The 17,296-nt window shown below is 60.4% G+C and carries 17 protein-coding genes and 1 pseudogene; all 18 read right to left on the bottom strand.

The features are described 5' to 3' along the window. Positions 1 to 98: 98 nt before the first annotated feature. On the bottom strand, positions 99 to 959 hold the full coding sequence (locus tag ACZIRK_RS42685; protein WP_474419612.1) for a serine hydrolase domain-containing protein: 861 nt from the start codon (positions 957 to 959) through the stop codon (positions 99 to 101). Then, entirely contained in the window at positions 940 to 1,335 is a 396-nt protein-coding gene (locus tag ACZIRK_RS42680) for a serine hydrolase domain-containing protein (RefSeq protein ID WP_051397342.1), read from the bottom strand. The genes ACZIRK_RS42685 and ACZIRK_RS42680 overlap by 20 nt, the downstream gene beginning before the upstream one ends. A 282-nt stretch (positions 1,336 to 1,617) precedes the next feature. After that, positions 1,618 to 1,917: a ferredoxin III, nif-specific gene (fdxB, locus tag ACZIRK_RS42675; RefSeq protein WP_028169131.1), complete on the bottom strand. Its 300-nt coding sequence runs from the start codon at positions 1,915 to 1,917 to the stop codon at positions 1,618 to 1,620. A gap of 143 nt (positions 1,918 to 2,060) precedes the next feature. Continuing rightward, positions 2,061 to 3,137 (bottom strand): IS5 family transposase, encoded by a 1,077-nt coding sequence (locus ACZIRK_RS42670; protein WP_130229809.1) that lies wholly within the window; start codon positions 3,135 to 3,137, stop codon positions 2,061 to 2,063. Positions 3,138 to 3,218: 81 nt separating this feature from the next. Next, on the bottom strand, positions 3,219 to 3,419 hold the full coding sequence (locus ACZIRK_RS42665) for a CCE_0567 family metalloprotein (RefSeq protein WP_028169133.1): 201 nt from the start codon (positions 3,417 to 3,419) through the stop codon (positions 3,219 to 3,221). A 9-nt stretch (positions 3,420 to 3,428) separates the two neighbouring features. Next, on the bottom strand, positions 3,429 to 3,899 hold the full coding sequence (locus ACZIRK_RS42660) for a NifX-associated nitrogen fixation protein (RefSeq protein WP_028169134.1): 471 nt from the start codon (positions 3,897 to 3,899) through the stop codon (positions 3,429 to 3,431). 8 nt (positions 3,900 to 3,907) lie between these two features. Further along, positions 3,908 to 4,303 (bottom strand): nitrogen fixation protein NifX, encoded by a 396-nt coding sequence (gene nifX / locus ACZIRK_RS42655; RefSeq protein ID WP_130229807.1) that lies wholly within the window; start codon positions 4,301 to 4,303, stop codon positions 3,908 to 3,910. Beyond that, complete coding sequence (nifN, locus tag ACZIRK_RS42650) at positions 4,300 to 5,706, bottom strand: nitrogenase iron-molybdenum cofactor biosynthesis protein NifN (protein ID WP_028169136.1); 1,407 nt, start codon at positions 5,704 to 5,706, stop codon at positions 4,300 to 4,302. The genes nifX and nifN overlap by 4 nt, the downstream gene beginning before the upstream one ends. Positions 5,707 to 5,714: 8 nt before the next feature. Beyond that, positions 5,715 to 7,379 carry a nitrogenase iron-molybdenum cofactor biosynthesis protein NifE gene (gene nifE, locus ACZIRK_RS42645; RefSeq protein ID WP_130229806.1) on the bottom strand — a complete coding sequence of 555 codons (1,665 nt, stop codon included), beginning with the start codon at positions 7,377 to 7,379 and terminating at the stop codon, positions 5,715 to 5,717. 99 nt (positions 7,380 to 7,478) lie between these two features. Then, on the bottom strand, positions 7,479 to 9,038 hold the full coding sequence (nifK, locus tag ACZIRK_RS42640) for a nitrogenase molybdenum-iron protein subunit beta (protein ID WP_028169138.1): 1,560 nt from the start codon (positions 9,036 to 9,038) through the stop codon (positions 7,479 to 7,481). Positions 9,039 to 9,110: 72 nt separating this feature from the next. Further along, complete coding sequence (gene nifD, locus ACZIRK_RS42635) at positions 9,111 to 10,613, bottom strand: nitrogenase molybdenum-iron protein alpha chain (protein WP_028169139.1); 1,503 nt, start codon at positions 10,611 to 10,613, stop codon at positions 9,111 to 9,113. 910 nt (positions 10,614 to 11,523) lie between these two features. Further along, positions 11,524 to 12,768: pseudogene (locus ACZIRK_RS42630) on the bottom strand (cysteine desulfurase). Then, on the bottom strand, positions 12,765 to 14,102 hold the full coding sequence (sufD, locus tag ACZIRK_RS42625) for a Fe-S cluster assembly protein SufD (RefSeq protein WP_028169396.1): 1,338 nt from the start codon (positions 14,100 to 14,102) through the stop codon (positions 12,765 to 12,767). Before sufD ends, ACZIRK_RS42630 begins: the two are co-directional and overlap by 4 nt. Positions 14,103 to 14,121: 19 nt before the next feature. Beyond that, on the bottom strand, positions 14,122 to 14,877 hold the full coding sequence (gene sufC, locus ACZIRK_RS42620) for a Fe-S cluster assembly ATPase SufC (protein WP_130582113.1): 756 nt from the start codon (positions 14,875 to 14,877) through the stop codon (positions 14,122 to 14,124). Between the two features lie 16 nt (positions 14,878 to 14,893). Further along, positions 14,894 to 15,106: a hypothetical protein gene (locus ACZIRK_RS42615; protein WP_474419608.1), complete on the bottom strand. Its 213-nt coding sequence runs from the start codon at positions 15,104 to 15,106 to the stop codon at positions 14,894 to 14,896. A gap of 4 nt (positions 15,107 to 15,110) precedes the next feature. Continuing rightward, positions 15,111 to 16,607, bottom strand: a complete 1,497-nt coding sequence (sufB, locus tag ACZIRK_RS42610; protein WP_130582114.1) for a Fe-S cluster assembly protein SufB — start codon at positions 16,605 to 16,607, stop codon at positions 15,111 to 15,113. Then, positions 16,601 to 16,786: a hypothetical protein gene (locus ACZIRK_RS42605; RefSeq protein WP_130582115.1), complete on the bottom strand. Its 186-nt coding sequence runs from the start codon at positions 16,784 to 16,786 to the stop codon at positions 16,601 to 16,603. Before ACZIRK_RS42605 ends, sufB begins: the two co-directional genes overlap by 7 nt. Before the next feature lie 10 nt (positions 16,787 to 16,796). Further along, the gene (locus ACZIRK_RS42600) at positions 16,797 to 16,991 is read right to left on the bottom strand and encodes a 4Fe-4S binding protein (RefSeq protein ID WP_130232039.1); all 195 of its coding nucleotides are present in this window, start codon (positions 16,989 to 16,991) and stop codon (positions 16,797 to 16,799) included. Between the last annotated feature and the right edge of the window lie 305 nt (positions 16,992 to 17,296).

The raw sequence follows: 17,296 nt of genomic DNA, 5'->3' as shown, positions 1-17,296 counted from the left end.
TTCGCGGCGAGCGGCACCGGGCTTCTAGCTCCAGACGCTCCTTCCGCGAAACGCGGACTTCTCTTGCTTCGGGAATCATCCCGATCTTGAATCACGACTCACGTTCTATGAAAAGTGGGTACTAGGCCCACGACGCGGTTTGCCGGATCGATCCAAAACTGCATGCCATAGATGCCGCCCCACCCGTAGCTGCCCGCCGGAAGGCGGCTCTTGGCTGCAGCCGGATCGATCACGATCCCAAAGCCCAGCGCGAAGCCCCAACCCGGCCCGGGAAGCGTCGGCATGTTGCCGGTCGCGTTCTGCGTCATCTGCCGCACCGTTTCCGCGCGGAGCACCCGCACGCCGTCGAGTTCGCCTTCGTTCAGCAGCATTTGCAGGAACCGCCCGTTGTCCCCGATAGTGCCGCTCATGCCGGCGCCGCCAGAGTGATAGGCGGTCAGAGAGAAGGCGCGGTTCGGGTCGAAATCGGCGGTGCCCTTGGTTGGAGGGAACGGCACAGCCTCAGGTGCCACCACCGGAACGTAGCCCGTGCCGAGTGCGCCCGTGACCTGTGCGGGCCGTGTCACCTGCACGAACCGTGAGCGCATGGTCTCAGGTGCGTTGAACACAAAGCTCTCAATGCGCAGAGGTCTTGCGATGCGCTCGGTTACAAAAGCTCCCAGGCTGGCTCCCGTCACCTTCTCGATGACAGCCCCGAGCACGTCAGTGGCCAGCGAGTATTCCCAGCCTGTACCAGGCTGATAGCCAAGCGGAACGAAGGCGAGACGCTGCATCGCTTCGGCCGTGGTTACCTCGCCCTGGTCTAGCCCGTCGGTCACGCGCGCTTCGCGGTATGCATTAACGAGCCGGGGATTATTGATGAAGTTATAGGAGAATCCGGCCGTATGGGTCAGCAGTTCGCGAATTGTCGGCGGCCTGCTCGCAGGACCCTCAGTGCCGTCAGGACCGCGCACCTGCAACTTGGCGAACTCGGGCAGGAAACGGCTGACCGGATCGTCCAGGCCGATCCCTGCCCTGCTCGACAAGGATCATCGCTGCCACCGAGGTGACAGCCTTGGTCATTGAGGCGAGGCGGAATATGTCGTTCTCGCCGATCGGCACGGCGCTCCCCACCTTGCGAACGCCGACGCTGCGGCTGTAGACCGGGCGGCCATTCTGAAGGATCAGCACCACAATACCCGGAGTACTGCAGCCTTCGACCAATTCCTTAAGGGTTTGATCAAGCTTCGCATTGCGCGCTTCGGGCGAAAAGGCCAGCGCCACCGGGGTGGCAAGGAGCGCGAACGCTACCAGTCCCGCCCCGAGCACACCGATCACAAGACGACGTGAGATCATGATGTTCCTCCCGTAGAGCTGTTCTGAGCATTCTTCGCGACAGCGGAATGAAGTTATTGAGGCTGCCGGTATCCTATCCATAGTAGCGCAGACATTTCGAGCCATCCGAACCCCATACCTGCGGCCGACGAAGACATGATTCTTTCTGGGGACGGGGCGACTCAGCATCCGCAAGCTGGTGGGAATGCGCCCGGCGCCAAGCGGGTCTATCCTCGAGCGCAGTTCATGGCTTCGCCGCCCAACTCCCGCTTGCTCGCGGCAAAAGGCGGACAGAGCTCGCTCTCAAGCGGCTTGCGTTGCGGCGGTTTGGTGAGTTTGGCAGTTGGTCGGACAAACCCGGGCGCAGGCGCCGCAACCGATACAAGCGCCTTGGTCATTCATCACCATAATCTTCTTCTCGATCTCATCGTCTTCGTCGTCGTCCAGATCGACAAGATCGCCCTCCTCGTTGATGCCCTTCAACGTCATGACGTCGCGACCGCAGACTTTGAAACAACGGCCACAGCCGATGCACTTCTTGGCATCAATCGACATCAGGTACTCCGGTGTCCAGTCACGGCCGTCGCGCGTTGCAAATGACATGATCGGATACCCTCTAAAGCAGTCTGCTGAAAAAGCTTGAAATGGAGAGTTTTCGTATTGTCGGCGGTCGTTGTTGGAGCGGCGCGGTGGAGTTGGATGTAATTTTTTAACCTGTTGGTTGGTGCCCCCCTGACGCGGGGTGGCTAAACGGCAAGCAGTTTGGGAATCCGGATCAGGTTATAGGCGATCAGATTGAGCAGGAAGTCGGCGGCGACGCGAGCGATGCCACGATGTTTGGTCTTGCGCATCGTGCCATGCTGCTTGCCCCTTCCGAAAATGCACTCGACCATCGCCCGGCGCGATTGCGACATGCCGTATCCCGGATGCCGCGCGGTTCGTTCGTCGATGGCGCTGTTGCGGTTCTTGCCGGTTTTGGTGACGGCCTGGTTCTGTGTCACATGCGGCGTCACGCCGATGGCGCGAAGATTGGCGACGTGATCGGCCGTATCGTACGCCTTGTCCTCACCGGCCGTGATGCGGCAGCCTGCGGCTTTGCGTCTCGCCTTCAGCATGGTCTCCGAAGCCCGGCGTTCGGCGATGCCATTGGCATGCGTGACCCTGCCGGCCACCGCCAGCCCGTGCCGGTTCTCCATGGTGGCGTGGCCCATATAGCAAAGCTTGGCCTCGCATCCGGCCGCCTTGCGATAAAGCCTGCTGTCCGGATCGCTGGTACTCGCATGGGTGTCGTTCTTGCGCTTCTGGCCGTGGAAGTTGGCGCCGTCATCATCGTTGCCGCTGCCGTCCTTGGGGCGAAAACTCTTCGAAGTCCAGGCTTCGATCAGCGTCCCGTCCACCGAAAAATGCTCGTCCGACAATAGCGATTTGACCTGAGAATGGTTCAGAAGCTTGGTCATGAACTTCGTGAACACATCGCCGTTCTGCAGCCGCTCCCGGTTCTTGGTGAAGGTGGTCGGGTCCCAGACTGGATCGTCCGGCGACAGTCCCACGAACCAGCGATACAAAAGATTGTAGTCCAGTTGCTCCATCAACTGGCGTTCCGAGCGGATGCACACTTGCAGCAGCAAGGCGCTCAGCAATCGCTCTGGAGGGATCGAAGGACGTCCCTCGTTGGGATAGAGCCTCCCAAGGCTGCGGTTCAAATCACTCAATACATCCCGGACAAGTTCCCGGACCTTCCGCAGCGGATGGTTCGCTGGCACACGCTTATCCGGCGCGATGTACGAAAAGAGGCCGCTTTGATCCGTAAACCTGCCCCGCATGATCGTCTCCGCCGGTTCGAGATGATAAAAGTGAATCATCAAGCTCCCTCCGTGGCCAGGGGGTTCTTCAGCAGACTGCTACTAGGCCCTTTCCAGGGCCTTGAGGTCCTCGCGCTTGCGCTCGAGTTCGGCAAAGGCATCGTGCGCCTTCTGCGCCACCGCCATGATCGAGGTCCAGTTGACGGGCAATTCCTCCGAGAGGTCGTGCAGATCCATCTTGGCCTGCGTCGCCTTGGCCGATAGCTTTTTCATTTCTGCTTTTACGATTTCAAGATCGCTCATGAGCTGCCCTCAATAGTTCGCCACGTCGGGAAATTTCCGGATCATCTTGATGCCGCCTTTGACGTATTTGTCACCCTCGGCGGCGAGCTTTGCGAGATTGTCGAAGCCGAAGCGATGCACATCGCGCAGGCGCTTGTTCACCACGATCAGACGGCCGCCGATCAACACCATGCGACCAAAGCCTTCATGGTGCATCTTTAGCATCGCATGGATCATCACACCCGTCGCTTTCTCGATCGAGAGCGCGACCGCATTGAAGAACAGCTCCAGCCGCCAAACCACATCCGGATCTGGATCGCCAACGATCGGCAGCGCGCGCCGCTTTTCCTTATCCAGAATATACGGTTCGAGCAGATCGAGATCGCTCTTGCCGTCCCAGGCGCCATAAATGTCCTGGGCGCGCCAACTCTTAACCAGTTCTCTCACGAATGGCGCATCGAGCGTGTTCTCTGGTTGCACGATATCTGCAGCTGCAGTCATGGCCGTCCTCATTCTTCGAAATCGAGCGTGCGCTGCTGGTCTTTTGCCAGCGCCTTGCGCAGCCAGGGCGGCGGCGTACCCTTGAGCACTCGCTCGAGCTTCTCGACGAGGGCGAGGATGTTCTCGGGCTGACCCACCTTAATGGGATGTATATTGTTGGCCACCACGCGGGCGGCACCGGAGCCGCCGATAGCAGCGACATAGAGGATGGCGCAATCCTTGATCGCCTCGATCTTGGGCGCGAGCTTGTCCTCGTTGCCGTCCTCCTTGAAATCGCCGTCGAACTGGACCGCCTTCAGGAATACGTGCCCGCCCGGCCCAACATCATAGATGGCGATGTTCTTGGCCCAGCCAAAATGCGCATCGACGCGCCTCAAGTCCTGGGTAGCGAATGCGACCTTCATGCAATCGACCTCTCTGCTGCCTCGATGACGCTGAGGCCGCCCGGCCTAAAGGGCTGACTCCAGCTACGCCAGCTGTCGGGCGTCGGCCGGTGATTTTCCTCGCGGTCGGCGATCACGAGATTGGCGATTTTGAAGATCAGATCGCGCGTGCCGCGATAGCCGACGGATAGCTGGTGTCCCGCGCCGATCCGATCGAACATCGGAAATCCCGCGCGGTAAAATGGAATCTTCAGCCGCGCCGCCGCTTGGCGGCCATGCGAATGCGTAATCAGCAGATCGCACCCCCTCGTCCTAGCAAGCTCTTCCAGATCCTCAAGATCGCCGATGAGCACCTCCTTGGTCTCGATCCGCTCCAGCACCGGGGACTGCGTGGTTGTCACGGCCGCGGTGACCTGCGCACCCATCTCGTGCAGCATGCTGGATAGGTCGAACAAGAGGTCTGGCTCGGCACCTATCGCAAGCTTGCGGCCGCCGATATGGAAATGCGCGTCCAGCATCGCGTCTGCCAGCTGCCCGCGCTGGCGGCGATATTTTGCTGGCACAGGGCGGCCGCTGATCTCGCTCAGGAAAGCAATGAATTCATCGTTGGGGGTGAGGCCGCAGAGCCGCTCGAACAGGCGAAACGGCACCCCGGTCTTGGCCTGCATGGCTTCTGCCGCCCGTCGCATCTGCGCACCAATCGCAATGGTCCAGCTGGACCGGCCCATGCTCGCGACTTCGTCAACCCCGATGCCGCCAATGCTCGTCGGCGTAAATTCGTCCGGGATATGCCCGTCCAGCGATCCCGCAAGATCAGGCAGGAAGGATGGCTTCAGACCGAAATCCTCCAGGATGGTTCTCAGTTCGTCGAGGTCACCCGGCGTCAGATGACATCCGGGGAGAACATTCACCCGCGCGGGATCACGCTCTGCCTCGGCCGGCAGCGCCTCCGTCAGCACCTCGACGAGGCGTGCCACCGTCTTTTCCCAGCCGTCCTGGAAGGCATCCTTGAAATCAGGCGTCGAGACAAAGATCAAAGGAAAATTGGCGAGCTGCGGATGTTGCTCGCGGATCAATTTGATGTAGGCGTCGACATCATCGCCATTGGTTTCGGTGACCCCGGTCGAGCAGATCCCGATGATCTCCGGCTTGGCGCGATTATAGATGTTGAGGATAGCCTGCTCGACATTTTCATAACCGCCGAGCACGGTCGCCACCTCGCTCATCGCAGTCGTCTGCAGCGGCACCGCCTCCTTGAAATGCCGCACGAACAGCGTGAGCCCAAACGACGTGCAACCTTGCGAGCCGTGCAAAAGCGGCATCGCCCCACGCAGGCCCATGAAGGCGAATGCGCCGCCGATCGGCTGACTGATCTTGAGCGGGTTGACCGCGCACGCCTTCGTCGGCGTGGTAACAATGGCCATGACTTGTCCTATTCCGCGGCCCGCAGCATGGCAGGCGGCGAGGAAACCGGCATGGTGGCTAGGACGTCCTCGATGCGCCTCTTGCAGCAGCCACCGAACGCGTCGGTGTGCTGGCGGACTGCCTCGACGCTGGTCAGGCCATGCGAGCGGATCGCATCCTCGATGGTGCCGAGATCGACTTCCTTACAGAAGCAAACCTTTTTCGCGCGCCGCATCGTCTGCGGATCGGCGGCGATCTCGGCAGCCCGCCCACGCATCTTCGTGATCGTCTCGGTCTGCCGGTTCTTGGCCACCTTGTCCCACGGCACCGGTCGACGCAGCTGCTCCCAAATCGGGTTGAACAGCGCCTTGTCGATCTCCTCGACCAGCTTCACCATACCGATATAGCCCATGTAGGCGTGGCAGCGCTCCTGGTTAATGTCGAGCCAGGGCATCGCTGCCTTGAGCGCAACAAATTGCGATTTGCCACCCGAGAGCATGATGTCCGCTTTCGCGTCGGTCAGCATTTTGTATATCTCGCGCGGCGTCATGTCCTCAATCATATGGGCATCCTGCCCCATCAGCTCCTTGATGCGCTCCTTGTCCTGCTTGGTGGATTTCTTGACGCTGGTGCCGACCAGCTCGAGCCCCGCCTCCTGCAGCGCAGCCACCACGGACCAGGACTTGACACCGCCGGTGATCAGTAACGCCCTCTTCCCGGCAAAGCGCGGCTTGTACGGCTCGATCGCGGCCCAGGCGCGCGCCTCCTCCCGCGCGATCACCGTCTCGGTGCGCCCGATCAGTTCGGAAGGCGCGCCGCGTTCGACCAACAGCCGCGCGATCTCGCGCAGCGAACCGCTGGAATCCTGGATGCCGTAGAACGATCCCTCGAAGAACGGAATGCCGTAGCGCTCCTCCATCTTGCGCGCAACGTTGATCATCGCCTTCGAACATACCAGCATGGCAGCGCGCGCCCGGTGCGAAGAGGCAACTTCGCGATATTTGCCATCGCCGGAGATGCAGGAGAGGATGCGGATGCCGAGCTCGTCAAGCAGCGGCTTAACCTGCCAGAGCTCGCCGGACAGGTTGTATTCCCCGATCAGGTTGATGTCGTAGGGCGTGGTGTAGTCCGGCTCTTGCGTGCCGATGACATGCTCGAGCAAGGCCTCGCCGGCGAGCTTATTGCCGAGGTTCTTGGGGCCGACGAAGCCCGGCGAATTTACGGGAATGATCGGTTTGCCGAGCTTTTGCGAAGCCGCCTTGCAGACCGCATTGATGTCGTCGCCGATCATGGCGGGGACGCAGGTCTGATAAACGAAGATGGCCGGCGGATCGTACTTGTTGATGATCTCCTTGATTGCCTTGTAGAGACGCTTCTCGCCCCCAAATACGATGTCGGTTTCGCGCATGTCAGTGGTGAAGCCGGTGCGCCAGATGCTGGCATCAGAGGAAGACGCACCGCGGTTGTCCCAGGAGTTCCCCTCACAGGCGATCGGACCGTGCACCAGATGGGCGACGTCGGTAAAAGGCTGCAGCGCGATCTTTGCACCGTCGAAGGCGCAGCCGCCTGCGGCGCCGCCCGGCTGTAGCTGCTTGTTGCAGCCCTTCTTGCGCTCGGCAACCGACTTGTTGGCGTTCTTGGCGCAGCCCGGCTCATTAAAGATCTCTTGGATCCTGGCCGATAGCGAACTCATCCATCTCTCCTCTCAACCGAGCTTGTGCGCAAAGATCAGCCCATCTGCGCTTAGGCCATCGCCGATGTTTGGCGGCGATGGCGCCCGCGTCATTCGTCATCAACGAATGATGTCGAAGCTATAGTCGGTTTCGCCGAGAACGTTGGTCTTCTTGTCGATCTCGTCGAAGATCTTGTCGAGAATCTTCACGAGCACGTTCATGCCGCCCTGATAGCCCCACACCGGAGAGCGGTGATGGTGATGCCGATCAAAGATCGGAAAACCGATGCGGATCAGTGGCACACCGGTGTCGCGCTCTAGATACTTGCCATAGGTGTTGCCAATCAGGAAGTCGACCGGCTCGGTGAACAAGAGCGAGCGCATATGCCAGAGGTCTCGCCCCGGATACGCGTGGCAGTTCTGTCCAAACGGCGAACTCGCAAACAACGTCTGCATTTTTGCCTCCCAATCCTTGTTGCCGTTCGTCGACAGCACATGGATCGGCTCAGCGCCAAGCTCGAGCAGGAAGGCAGCCAACCCGTAGCAGAGGTCTGGATCGCCATAGATTGCGAATTTCTTGCCATGGATGTGCGCACTGGAGTCAGCCATCGCGTCGACCAAGCGACCGCGCTCTCGCGCCAATTCCTCGGGGATATCCTTGCCAGTGATGCGCGACAGCGCCACGAGGAACTCATCCGTTGCGGAGACGCCGACCGGATAATTGAACGCTACGACCTCATGGCCATGATGTGCGATGAACGGCAGCGTCTTTTCCGTGCACCACTGCTGCATCGAGATCGTTGCCTTAGCGTGAACCGCCTTCGCGGCGTCTTCCAGCGTGGTGCCGCCGTCATACATCCGGAACTCGCCGTCGGTTGGTGTATCAAACACATCGGAATTGTCGGCGAGAACGGTGTACTGGATTGCCATCAACTCAAAGATGCGCTTGATCTCACGGATGTTGCCGACGGTGTAGCCGTCAAAGCCGCCGATAAAGTTGATCTTCTCGTTGGGCACCCGCTCAAGCTTCGGCGTTGTTCCGGCCTTGCCGTCCCAGAAATGCTCCAGGATACCCTTGAGCGCATTATCATAGCCGGTGACGTGGCTGCCCACGAAGGCTGGCGTGTGCGCGAACGGCACATCGAAATCCGCTGGAACCGAGCCTTTTTCCTTGGACGTTTTGATGAAGGCGTTAAGGTCGTCTCCGATCACCTCCGCCATACAGGTCGTGGAGACCGCGATCATCTTGGGCTTGTACATATTGTAGCTGTTGGCGAGCCCATCAATCATGTTGTTCAGCCCGCCGAATACGGCAGCGTCCTCCGTCATCGACGAGGAGACGCAGGAGCTTGGTTCCTTGAAGTGCCGCGACAGATGGCTGCGGTAATAGGCCACGCAGCCCTGGGAGCCGTGCACGAAGGGCAGCGTGCCCTCAAAGCCAACGGAGGCGAACACCGCGCCGAGCGGCTGGCAGGCCTTGGCTGGGTTTATCGTCAGCGCTTCGCGCGCAAAATTTTTCTCGCGATATTCGGGCGTCTTCGCCCATTCCCTGATGCGTTCGACCTCCGCGGGATCGCGGGGATTCTCGAACATCTTCTTCTTATTGGCCAGCATCTGCTGGTATTCCGGTCCGCGGAACAGCTCGAAGTGATCGAGCACGTGTTCTGCACTCTGCGCCATAGGTAGGATCCTTTCAAAAAAGCGTCATCAATATCAGCTCCGGCCCTCAGGCTGAGAGCCGGTCACTTTGCGTTATTCGGCAGCTAACAGTTTCGCCTTTTGGACATCCTTCCAGGGCGCCTTGGTCCTCTTCCAGATCGGCGAGTTGATGGCCATGTCCATGTCGCGTGCGAAGATCGCAAATCCGTCATAGCCATGATACGGACCCGAATAGTCCCAGGAGTGCATTTGGCGGAACGGCACGCCCATCTTCTGGAAGACATATTTCTCCTTGATCCCCGAGCCGACCAGGTCAGGCTGGACCTTCTCGACGAAGCGTTCGAACTCGTAGCCGGTGACGTCGTCGTAGATCAACGTGCCATCCTTGACGTAGTGCTGGGCGGTGCGCTGGTAGTCGTCATTGTGGCCGAACTCGTAGCCGGTGCCGACGACCTCCATGCCGAGATCTTCATAGGCGCCGATCACGTGGCGCGGACGCAGTCCGCCAACGAACAGCATCACGCTCTTGCCTTCCAGGCGCGGGCGATATTTTGCGACCACCGCGTCCACCAGCGGCTGATATTTTGCAATCACCCGCTCGGCACCCTCCTTGATCTTGTCGTCGAAAAAGCCGGCGATCTTGCGCAGCGACTCCACGATCTTAGAGGGCCCGAAGAAGTTGTATTCGCACCATGGAATCCCAAACTTCTCCTCCATGTGGCGTGAGATGTAGTTCATCGAGCGGTAGCAATGCAGCACATTAAGCTTCGCCTTCGGCGTTGCCTCGAGCTCGGCCAGAGAACCGTCGCCGGACCACTGCGCGATTACGCGCAGGCCCATTTCCTCCAGCAGGATTCGGGATGACCAGGCGTCGCCGCCGATATTGTAGTCGCCGATGATCGCGACATCGTAGGGGGTCGGCTCAAACGTCGGCTTGCCCTCGGGCGAGACCTTGTCGAACACCCAGTCGCGCACCGCGTCGTTGGCAATATGGTGGCCGAGCGACTGCGACACGCCGCGAAAGCCCTCGCAGCGGACCGGCACGATAGTCTTGCCGCCATATTCCTTCGACTTTGACCTGGAGACCGCCTCGATGTCGTCACCGATCAGGCCGATCGGGCATTCCGACTGGATGGTGATGCCGTTGTTGAGCGGGAACAGCTCCTGGATCTCGTCAATGATTTTGACGAGCTTCTTGTCGCCGCCGAACACGATATCCTTTTCCTGGAAATCGGAGGTGAATTGCAAGGTCACGAAACTATCGATGCCTGTCGTGCCAACGTAATAGTTACGCCGCGAGCCCCACGAGTACTGTCCACAGCCGACCGGACCGTGGCTAATGTGGATCATGTCCTTGATCGGGCCCCACACCACACCCTTGGAACCCGCGTAGGCGCAACCGCGGATCGTCATCACGCCTGGGATCGATTTGAGATTGGACTTGACTCCGCAGTCCGACTTGCCGGCCTCGTGAACATTGAGGTGCTTGGCGCGCCGTTTCGCAGTCTTCTCCGGATAGATCTTCAGCACCTCCTCAATCAGCTCTTTGTTGCGGGCTTTGATTTCCGCGATGCTCTGGGTCGTGGCGAGACTCATGCTGATATCCTTCAGAAGGTTTCCTGTTGCGATGACGGCTCTCGACCAAGAGTTTGCAACGACCATGCCAGCCGCGGCGTGAACGCAAAAATCCACGCAGTTGGAAGTAGATAGCCACACTCGCGCGGCTGACCGGACTGTTGTTGCAAACCCGACATCGAACGTGTCCACGGACCTGCTCGTTTGATCCTGTTCGAAACAAAACAAGCCGGGCACGCATGGTTTTGCACCCGCGGATTTTCCACACAAGCCCGCGAGAGTATTGCGATACTTGCCGGGGCCTACTACCGGAAGCTATCTAACGAAGCGACCCAGCTGCAAGGCCGCGGCAGCCAATCTGGCTCACGGATCGTCGCGAAGCCCGACCGGTGCACACCTCACCCGCGATGGTGCCTTGCGCGTGGCCTCGCCGCCATCCTGCTATTGGGTCGACCAACCAGGGAGATCGTCGCGGCCGACGCGCGGGGGGTGTTCGAGCGCCTGAGCATCTCAAGCCGCAGCGCCGAACGATTTTTAGCTCCATGATCTTACGTGTGCAGCCGAGGCCGAGGCTGCCCTAGCTGATACGCGTTGACGCAACTAAACCTGATCCTCGACTCTGCCGAGAGACCCGCCCTGTGCTCGAGACGAACCGGCTCGTGAGCGCGAATGATGACGAAGGCGGCGTGCGCCATGAACTCAAGCGGGTGTAGTAGAGATCATGAAGAAAACGCCAGCTCTGCCGCACATCCCAGCGTCGCCCGGATAGACCAGCGGCTACCCGGTATGCGGTTGTCTGCGTCGTTCTTAATCAGCGTCAAGGAGCGGACGCACTCTCCGGCGGAGACGTCCAGCGATATGAGGTTCGCGCATAGCATTAGCAATTCGCGTATACACAACGCGCCTCATGGTTCTGGGCCCGTTCCTGCCCTCATGAGAACAGCTCCTGCGCTTTGACAAGGGCACCCGCCAGCGCATCGATCTCTTCATAGGTGTTGTAGAGGGCGAACGAAGCGCGGCACGTTGCTGGCACGCCAAACGCTCGAGCAGCGGCATCGCGCAATGGGTCCCGGCGCGCACCGCCACGCCTGCACGATCGATGACGGTGGCAAAATCGTGCGCATGCGCGACTTTCATATCGAAGGAGATGATTGCGCCCTTCTCAGCCGCCGTTCCAATAATGCGTAAGGGATTGATGCCGCGCAGCTTCTCCTGCGCATAAGCAAGCAGTGCGCTCTCGTGCTTGTGGATCTGTGGCTTGCCTATTGAATTAATATAGTCCACAGCCGCGCCCAGACCGATCGCCTCGACGATCGGGGGAGTTCCAGCCTCAAACCGGTGAGGTGGATCACCATATGTGACACCGTCACGCGAGACCTCGCGGATCATCTCGCCGCCACCGTTGAACGGCGGCATCGACGCCAGATGCGCATATTTGCCGTAAAGCACGCCGATACCGGTCGGCCCATAAAGTTTGTGGCCCGTCATCACGTAAAAATCGCAATCAATGTCGCGGACATCAACATCCAGATGGACGCAGCCTTGCGAGCCGTCGACCAACACCTCGATGCCGCGCGCATGCGCGATCCTCACGATCTCCTTCACCGGCAGGACAGTGCCGAGCGCGTTGGACATCTGTGTGATCGCAACCATTTTGGTGCGCTCGGTCAGAAGCCGCTCGAACTCCTCGAGGAGAAAATTGCCCTCGTCGTCCACTGGCGTCCATTTGATGACAACGCCGTGGCGTTCCCTCAGAAAATGCCAGGGCACGATGTTGGCGTGGTGCTCCATGATCGAGAGAACAATCTCATCCCCGGGTGAGATGCGCTCGCGGCCGAAAGTCTGGGCGACCAGATTGATCGCCTCGGTAGCGCTACGAGTAAGACAAACTCTTCGGTGCGGCGCGCGTTGAGGAACTGCGCCACTTTGGTGCGGGCGCCCTCATAGGCCTCGGTCGCGGCGTTAGCCAGATAGTGCAGACCGCGATGCACGTTGGCATATTCGGACGTGTAAGCCTGCATCATGCGATCGAGCACCGCCTTTGGCTTCTGCGCCGAGGCGGCGTTATCGAGATAGACCTGCGGCTGCCATAGACCTGCAGCGCCAGCGCCGGAAAGTCCTCGCGCACCCGCGCAACATCGTAAGCGCCGTTGGCGACCGCCGGATGCGCGCTCATCCCCTCGCCTCCAGCCAGCGCTCGGCCAGTACTATCACGAATTCGCGTAACCTCCCGTCGGCGATTTCCTCGATAGCTTCGCCGAGGAAAGCCTGGACCAAGAGCGCCTGTGCCTCCTTCCCGGAAAGGCCGCGTGCGCGTAGATAGAACAGCAGAGTCTCATCCAGTGCGCCGGATGCCGCGCCATGGCCGCAGGTGACATCGTCGGCAAAGATCTCCAGCTCCGGCTTGTTGTCGGCTTCAGCCTCGTCGGACAGCAAAAGCGCACGCGTCATCATCCTGCCGTCCGTCTTCTGTGCATCAGGACGCACGATGATGCGGCCCTGGAATACCGAGTGGCCGCGGTCGTCGACGGCCGCGCGGAAATTCGCCCGGCTCGTGCAATGCGGCACAGCGTGGTTGACGACCAAGGTCGTGTCACCATGCTGTTTGTCCCTCAGCAGGTTGATGCCGTTGACGGAGAGCTCGGCGCCCTCGCCCGCCAATGTGATGAATGCCTGGTATCGGCTCACAGCACCACCACAGATCATGCTGAACAATTTGAGTTTCGCGCTCGCCCCGAGCGCGAACAATCCGGAGGAAATGTTGGTGGCGTCCGCCCCGTCCGCCAGAACGTGCAGATGGGCAAGATTGGCCGCCTCACCAACCGAGACGATCACCGCATCATTGGCCTGATGGTTGCGGGCGCCTTCGGCCGCCACAAAGCTTTCGACCACGGCCGCCTGCGCGCCCTTGCCAAGCCTCAGATGCGAGCGAGTGAAGCTTGACGCCGACGAGGTGGTTGCGACATGGACGATTTGAATCGGTCGGGATAACTCGGTGCCGTCGGTGACCGTGATGACCACGCCGTCGGTCACCATCGCGGCATTGAGCGAGATCACCGCATCCGTCGTTGCGGTCAGCAGCAGGTCGCCTCTCCCCTCGTTAGCTGGATCGTCCAGAACTTCGCGCAGCGTGCGCACGTTGACGCTCTGGCCCAACTCGGCGATGTCGGAGAGATTGGGCGCGAACAAACCATCGACGAGCACTAGCTTCGCTGCGCCCTCGATCGCTCCCTTCTCGACGGCAGCTTGCGCGACTGCAGCCCTTGCCCGCGCGAGCGCAGCCGCATCCGGTTGCGGCGCGAGCGGTAGGACGTGGCGCATTAGCGCGCGCAGGTCGGTGTATCTCCATTCCTCGATCCGCCGGTGCGGTAAGCCGACGCGCTTGTAAGCGTCGAATGCCCTCGCGCGGATGTCGGCAACAGAGCCTGCGCCGGGCAGCCGTCCGTTGGCCTTGACGAACACATTGCCCACCGCGCGTCCGGGATCGGTTTTTGACAGAACCAGGTTCATCGAAAACTCCTTGCGCTCTCTAGGCCGCGTGCTCGAACGGAGCGTAGCCGGCGGCCTCGAGCTCCAGCGCGAGATGCTTGTCGCCGCTCTTCACGACACGCCCCTTCGCCATCACGTGCACATAGTCCGGCACGATGTAGTTGAGCAGGCGCTGGTAGTGGGTGATCACGACCATGGCACGCTCGGGCGAGCGCAGCGCGTTGACGCCGTCGGCCGCGATCCTCAGCGCGTCGATGTCGAGGCCGGAATCCATTTCATCGAGGATACAGAGGCTCGGCTCGAACAGCGCCATCTGCAGGATCTCGTTGCGCTTCTTTTCGCCGCCGGAGAAGCCGACATTGACACCGCGCTTGAGCATGTCCTGCGGGATGTTGAGCGACTTTGCGACCTCGCGGACCTTCTTCAGGAAGTCCGGCGTCGAATATTCGCTCTCGCCGCGCGCCTTGCGCTGCGCATTCAGCGCGGTGCGCAGGAAGTTCATGGTGGCGACGCCGGGGATTTCGACCGGATACTGGAACGCCAGAAACACGCCCTTGGCGGCGCGCTCGTCCGGCGCCATCTCCAAGAGGTCCTCGCCGCGGAACAGGATTTGTCCGCCCGTGACCTCATAGCCGGGCTTGCCGGCGATGACGTGCGAGAGCGTCGATTTGCCGGAGCCGTTCGGCCCCATGATCGCGTGGACCTCGCCGGGATTAACAGTCAGCGACAGCCCGTGGAGGATTTCGCGATCCTCGACACGGACTTGCAGGTCTTTCACTTCGAGTAGTGCAGTCATTTTCTTTCCTTCTGGCCTAGGCCGACCGCAAGGCGATCAAAAAAAAGAGCCAGCCAAAAAATCCCATAGCTCCGAACCCAGCAGCGACCTTGCCGAATTCCATTACGTCATGCGAGCTCGCAAAAGCGCCAATCAAGGCAATGAACGCTCCGGCGATCGCCACGAACCCAGTGATCGCGAATGGCCAAACCTGAACGCCAACGAGGATGTTCCGAATGGTTTGGACCATTGGCTTATCCGACGCTGCCCTCCAAGGAGATCGAGATCAGCTTCTGCGCCTCGACCGCGAACTCCATCGGCAGCTGCTGCAGCACGTCCTTGACGAAGCCGTTGACGACGAGGCCGACCGCTTCCTCCTGGCTCAATCCGCGCTGCACGCAGTAGAACAGCACGTCCTCGGAGATCTTCGAGGTCGTCGCCTCGTGCTCGAACGTCGCCGAAGAGTTCTTCGCCTCGACATAAGGCACGGTGTGCGCGCCGCATTTATCGCCGATCAGGAGCGAGTCGCAGGCGGTGTAGTTGCGCGCGCCGGTGGCTTTGCGGTGCGCGGTGACGAGGCCGCGATAGGTGTTCTGCGATTTTCCGGCGGCGATGCCCTTGGAGATGATCCGGCTCGACGTGTTCTTGCCGAGATGGATCATCTTGGTGCCGCTGTCGACCTGCTGGTAACCGTTCGAGATCGCGATCGAGTAGAACTCGCCGCGCGAATTGTCGCCGCGCAGGATGCAGCTCGGATATTTCCAGGTGATGGCGGAGCCGGTCTCGACCTGGGTCCAGGAGATCTTCGAGTGGTCGCCACGGCAATCGCCACGCTTGGTGACGAAGTTGTAGATGCCGCCCTTACCTTCCGAGTTGCCGGGATACCAGTTCTGGACCGTCGAATATTTGATCTCGGCGTCATCGAGCGCAACGAGCTCGACCACCGCGGCGTGCAACTGATTCTCATCGCGCTGCGGCGCTGTGCAGCCTTCGAGGTAGCTCACATACGAGCCCTTGTCGGCGATGATCAGCGTGCGCTCGAACTGGCCCGTGTTGCGCTCGTTGATGCGGAAATAGGTCGACAATTCCATCGGGCAGCGCACGCCCGGCGGCACGTAGACGAACGAGCCGTCGGAGAACACCGCCGAGTTCAAGGTGGCGAAGAAGTTATCCGACGTCGGCACCACGCTGCCGAGATATTTGCGCACCAGCTCAGGATGCTCGCGGATCGCTTCCGAGATCGGCATGAAGATCACGCCGGCCTTCTTCAATTCCTTCTGGAAGGTGGTCGCAACCGACACCGAATCGAAGATGGCGTCGACCGCGATCTTCCGCTGTTCCGAAGGCTCTCCGCCCGGAGGCGGCTCGACGCCCTCGAGGATCGCGACTTCCCGCAAGGGAATGCCGAGCTTCTCATAGGTCTTGAGAATCTCGGGATCGATCTCGTCGATCGATGACAGCGTCTTCTTCGGCTTCGGCGCCGCGTAATAGTAGAGGTCCTGGTAGTCGATCTTGGGATAGTTGACGCGCGCCCAGGTCGGCTCGGTCATGGTCAGCCAGCGGCGGTACGCCTCCAGGCGCCATTCCAGCATCCAGGCCGGCTCGTTCTTTTTCTCTGAGATGAAGCGGACGATATCTTCCGAGAGCCCCTTGGGGGCCTTTTCGGATTCGATAAGCGTCTCGAACCCATATCGATACTGATCGACGTCGATGCGCCTGACGCGCTCGACCGTCTCTTGTACGGCTACCATTGCCCGCTCCGCCGCTCGCGCAAGGACTCCGGCCATGCCCGACGACGGCCGCGGCGCGCGCCCTTCGCCGCATACGCGATCGCGTAAGTCACCCGCAGCTCGGGGCCAGCGAGGCCGCCCATCAGAAAGGCGGCCACCGATCGCGCTTCAACCTTGCTGCGCGCAGCGGACCCGCTCATCGGTCGCTCCTTATGCCTGCACGCACGTGCCGGGCACCGGGCAGATAACGGCGCATTGCGGCGTGTCGCACTGATCCTCGCATTGGGTGCACTTCTTCGGATCAATTACATATATGTCGTTCTTGAGGCTGATTGCTGCGTTCGGGCATTCGAACTCACATGCGCCGCAGACGGTGCACTGGGAGGCGATTATCTTGTAAGCCATAAACTCCGATTCCTTGGCAGGCGATGCGCGACGGCTTTCCTTCAAGGCTCGTGCCAAACGTCGAGCCTTGATTTATCTCGGCTATTTTCCGTCTCCCGCCTGTCCTAGGCCGGACAGCGTGTCGCGACCGCGACACTCGGCTCACAGGCGCTTGATCTGGATGCGCCACTTCTTGCGCGCCTAGTACCCACTTTTCATAGAACGTGAGTCGTGATTCAAGATCGGGATGATTCCCGAAGCAAGAGAAGTCCGCGTTTCGCGGAAGGAGCGTCTGGAGCTAGAAGCCCGGTGCCGCTCGCCGCGAA

Source organism: Bradyrhizobium sp. Leo114 (assembly GCF_055229415.2).
This window is presented reverse-complemented; position numbering and strand designations above follow the sequence as displayed.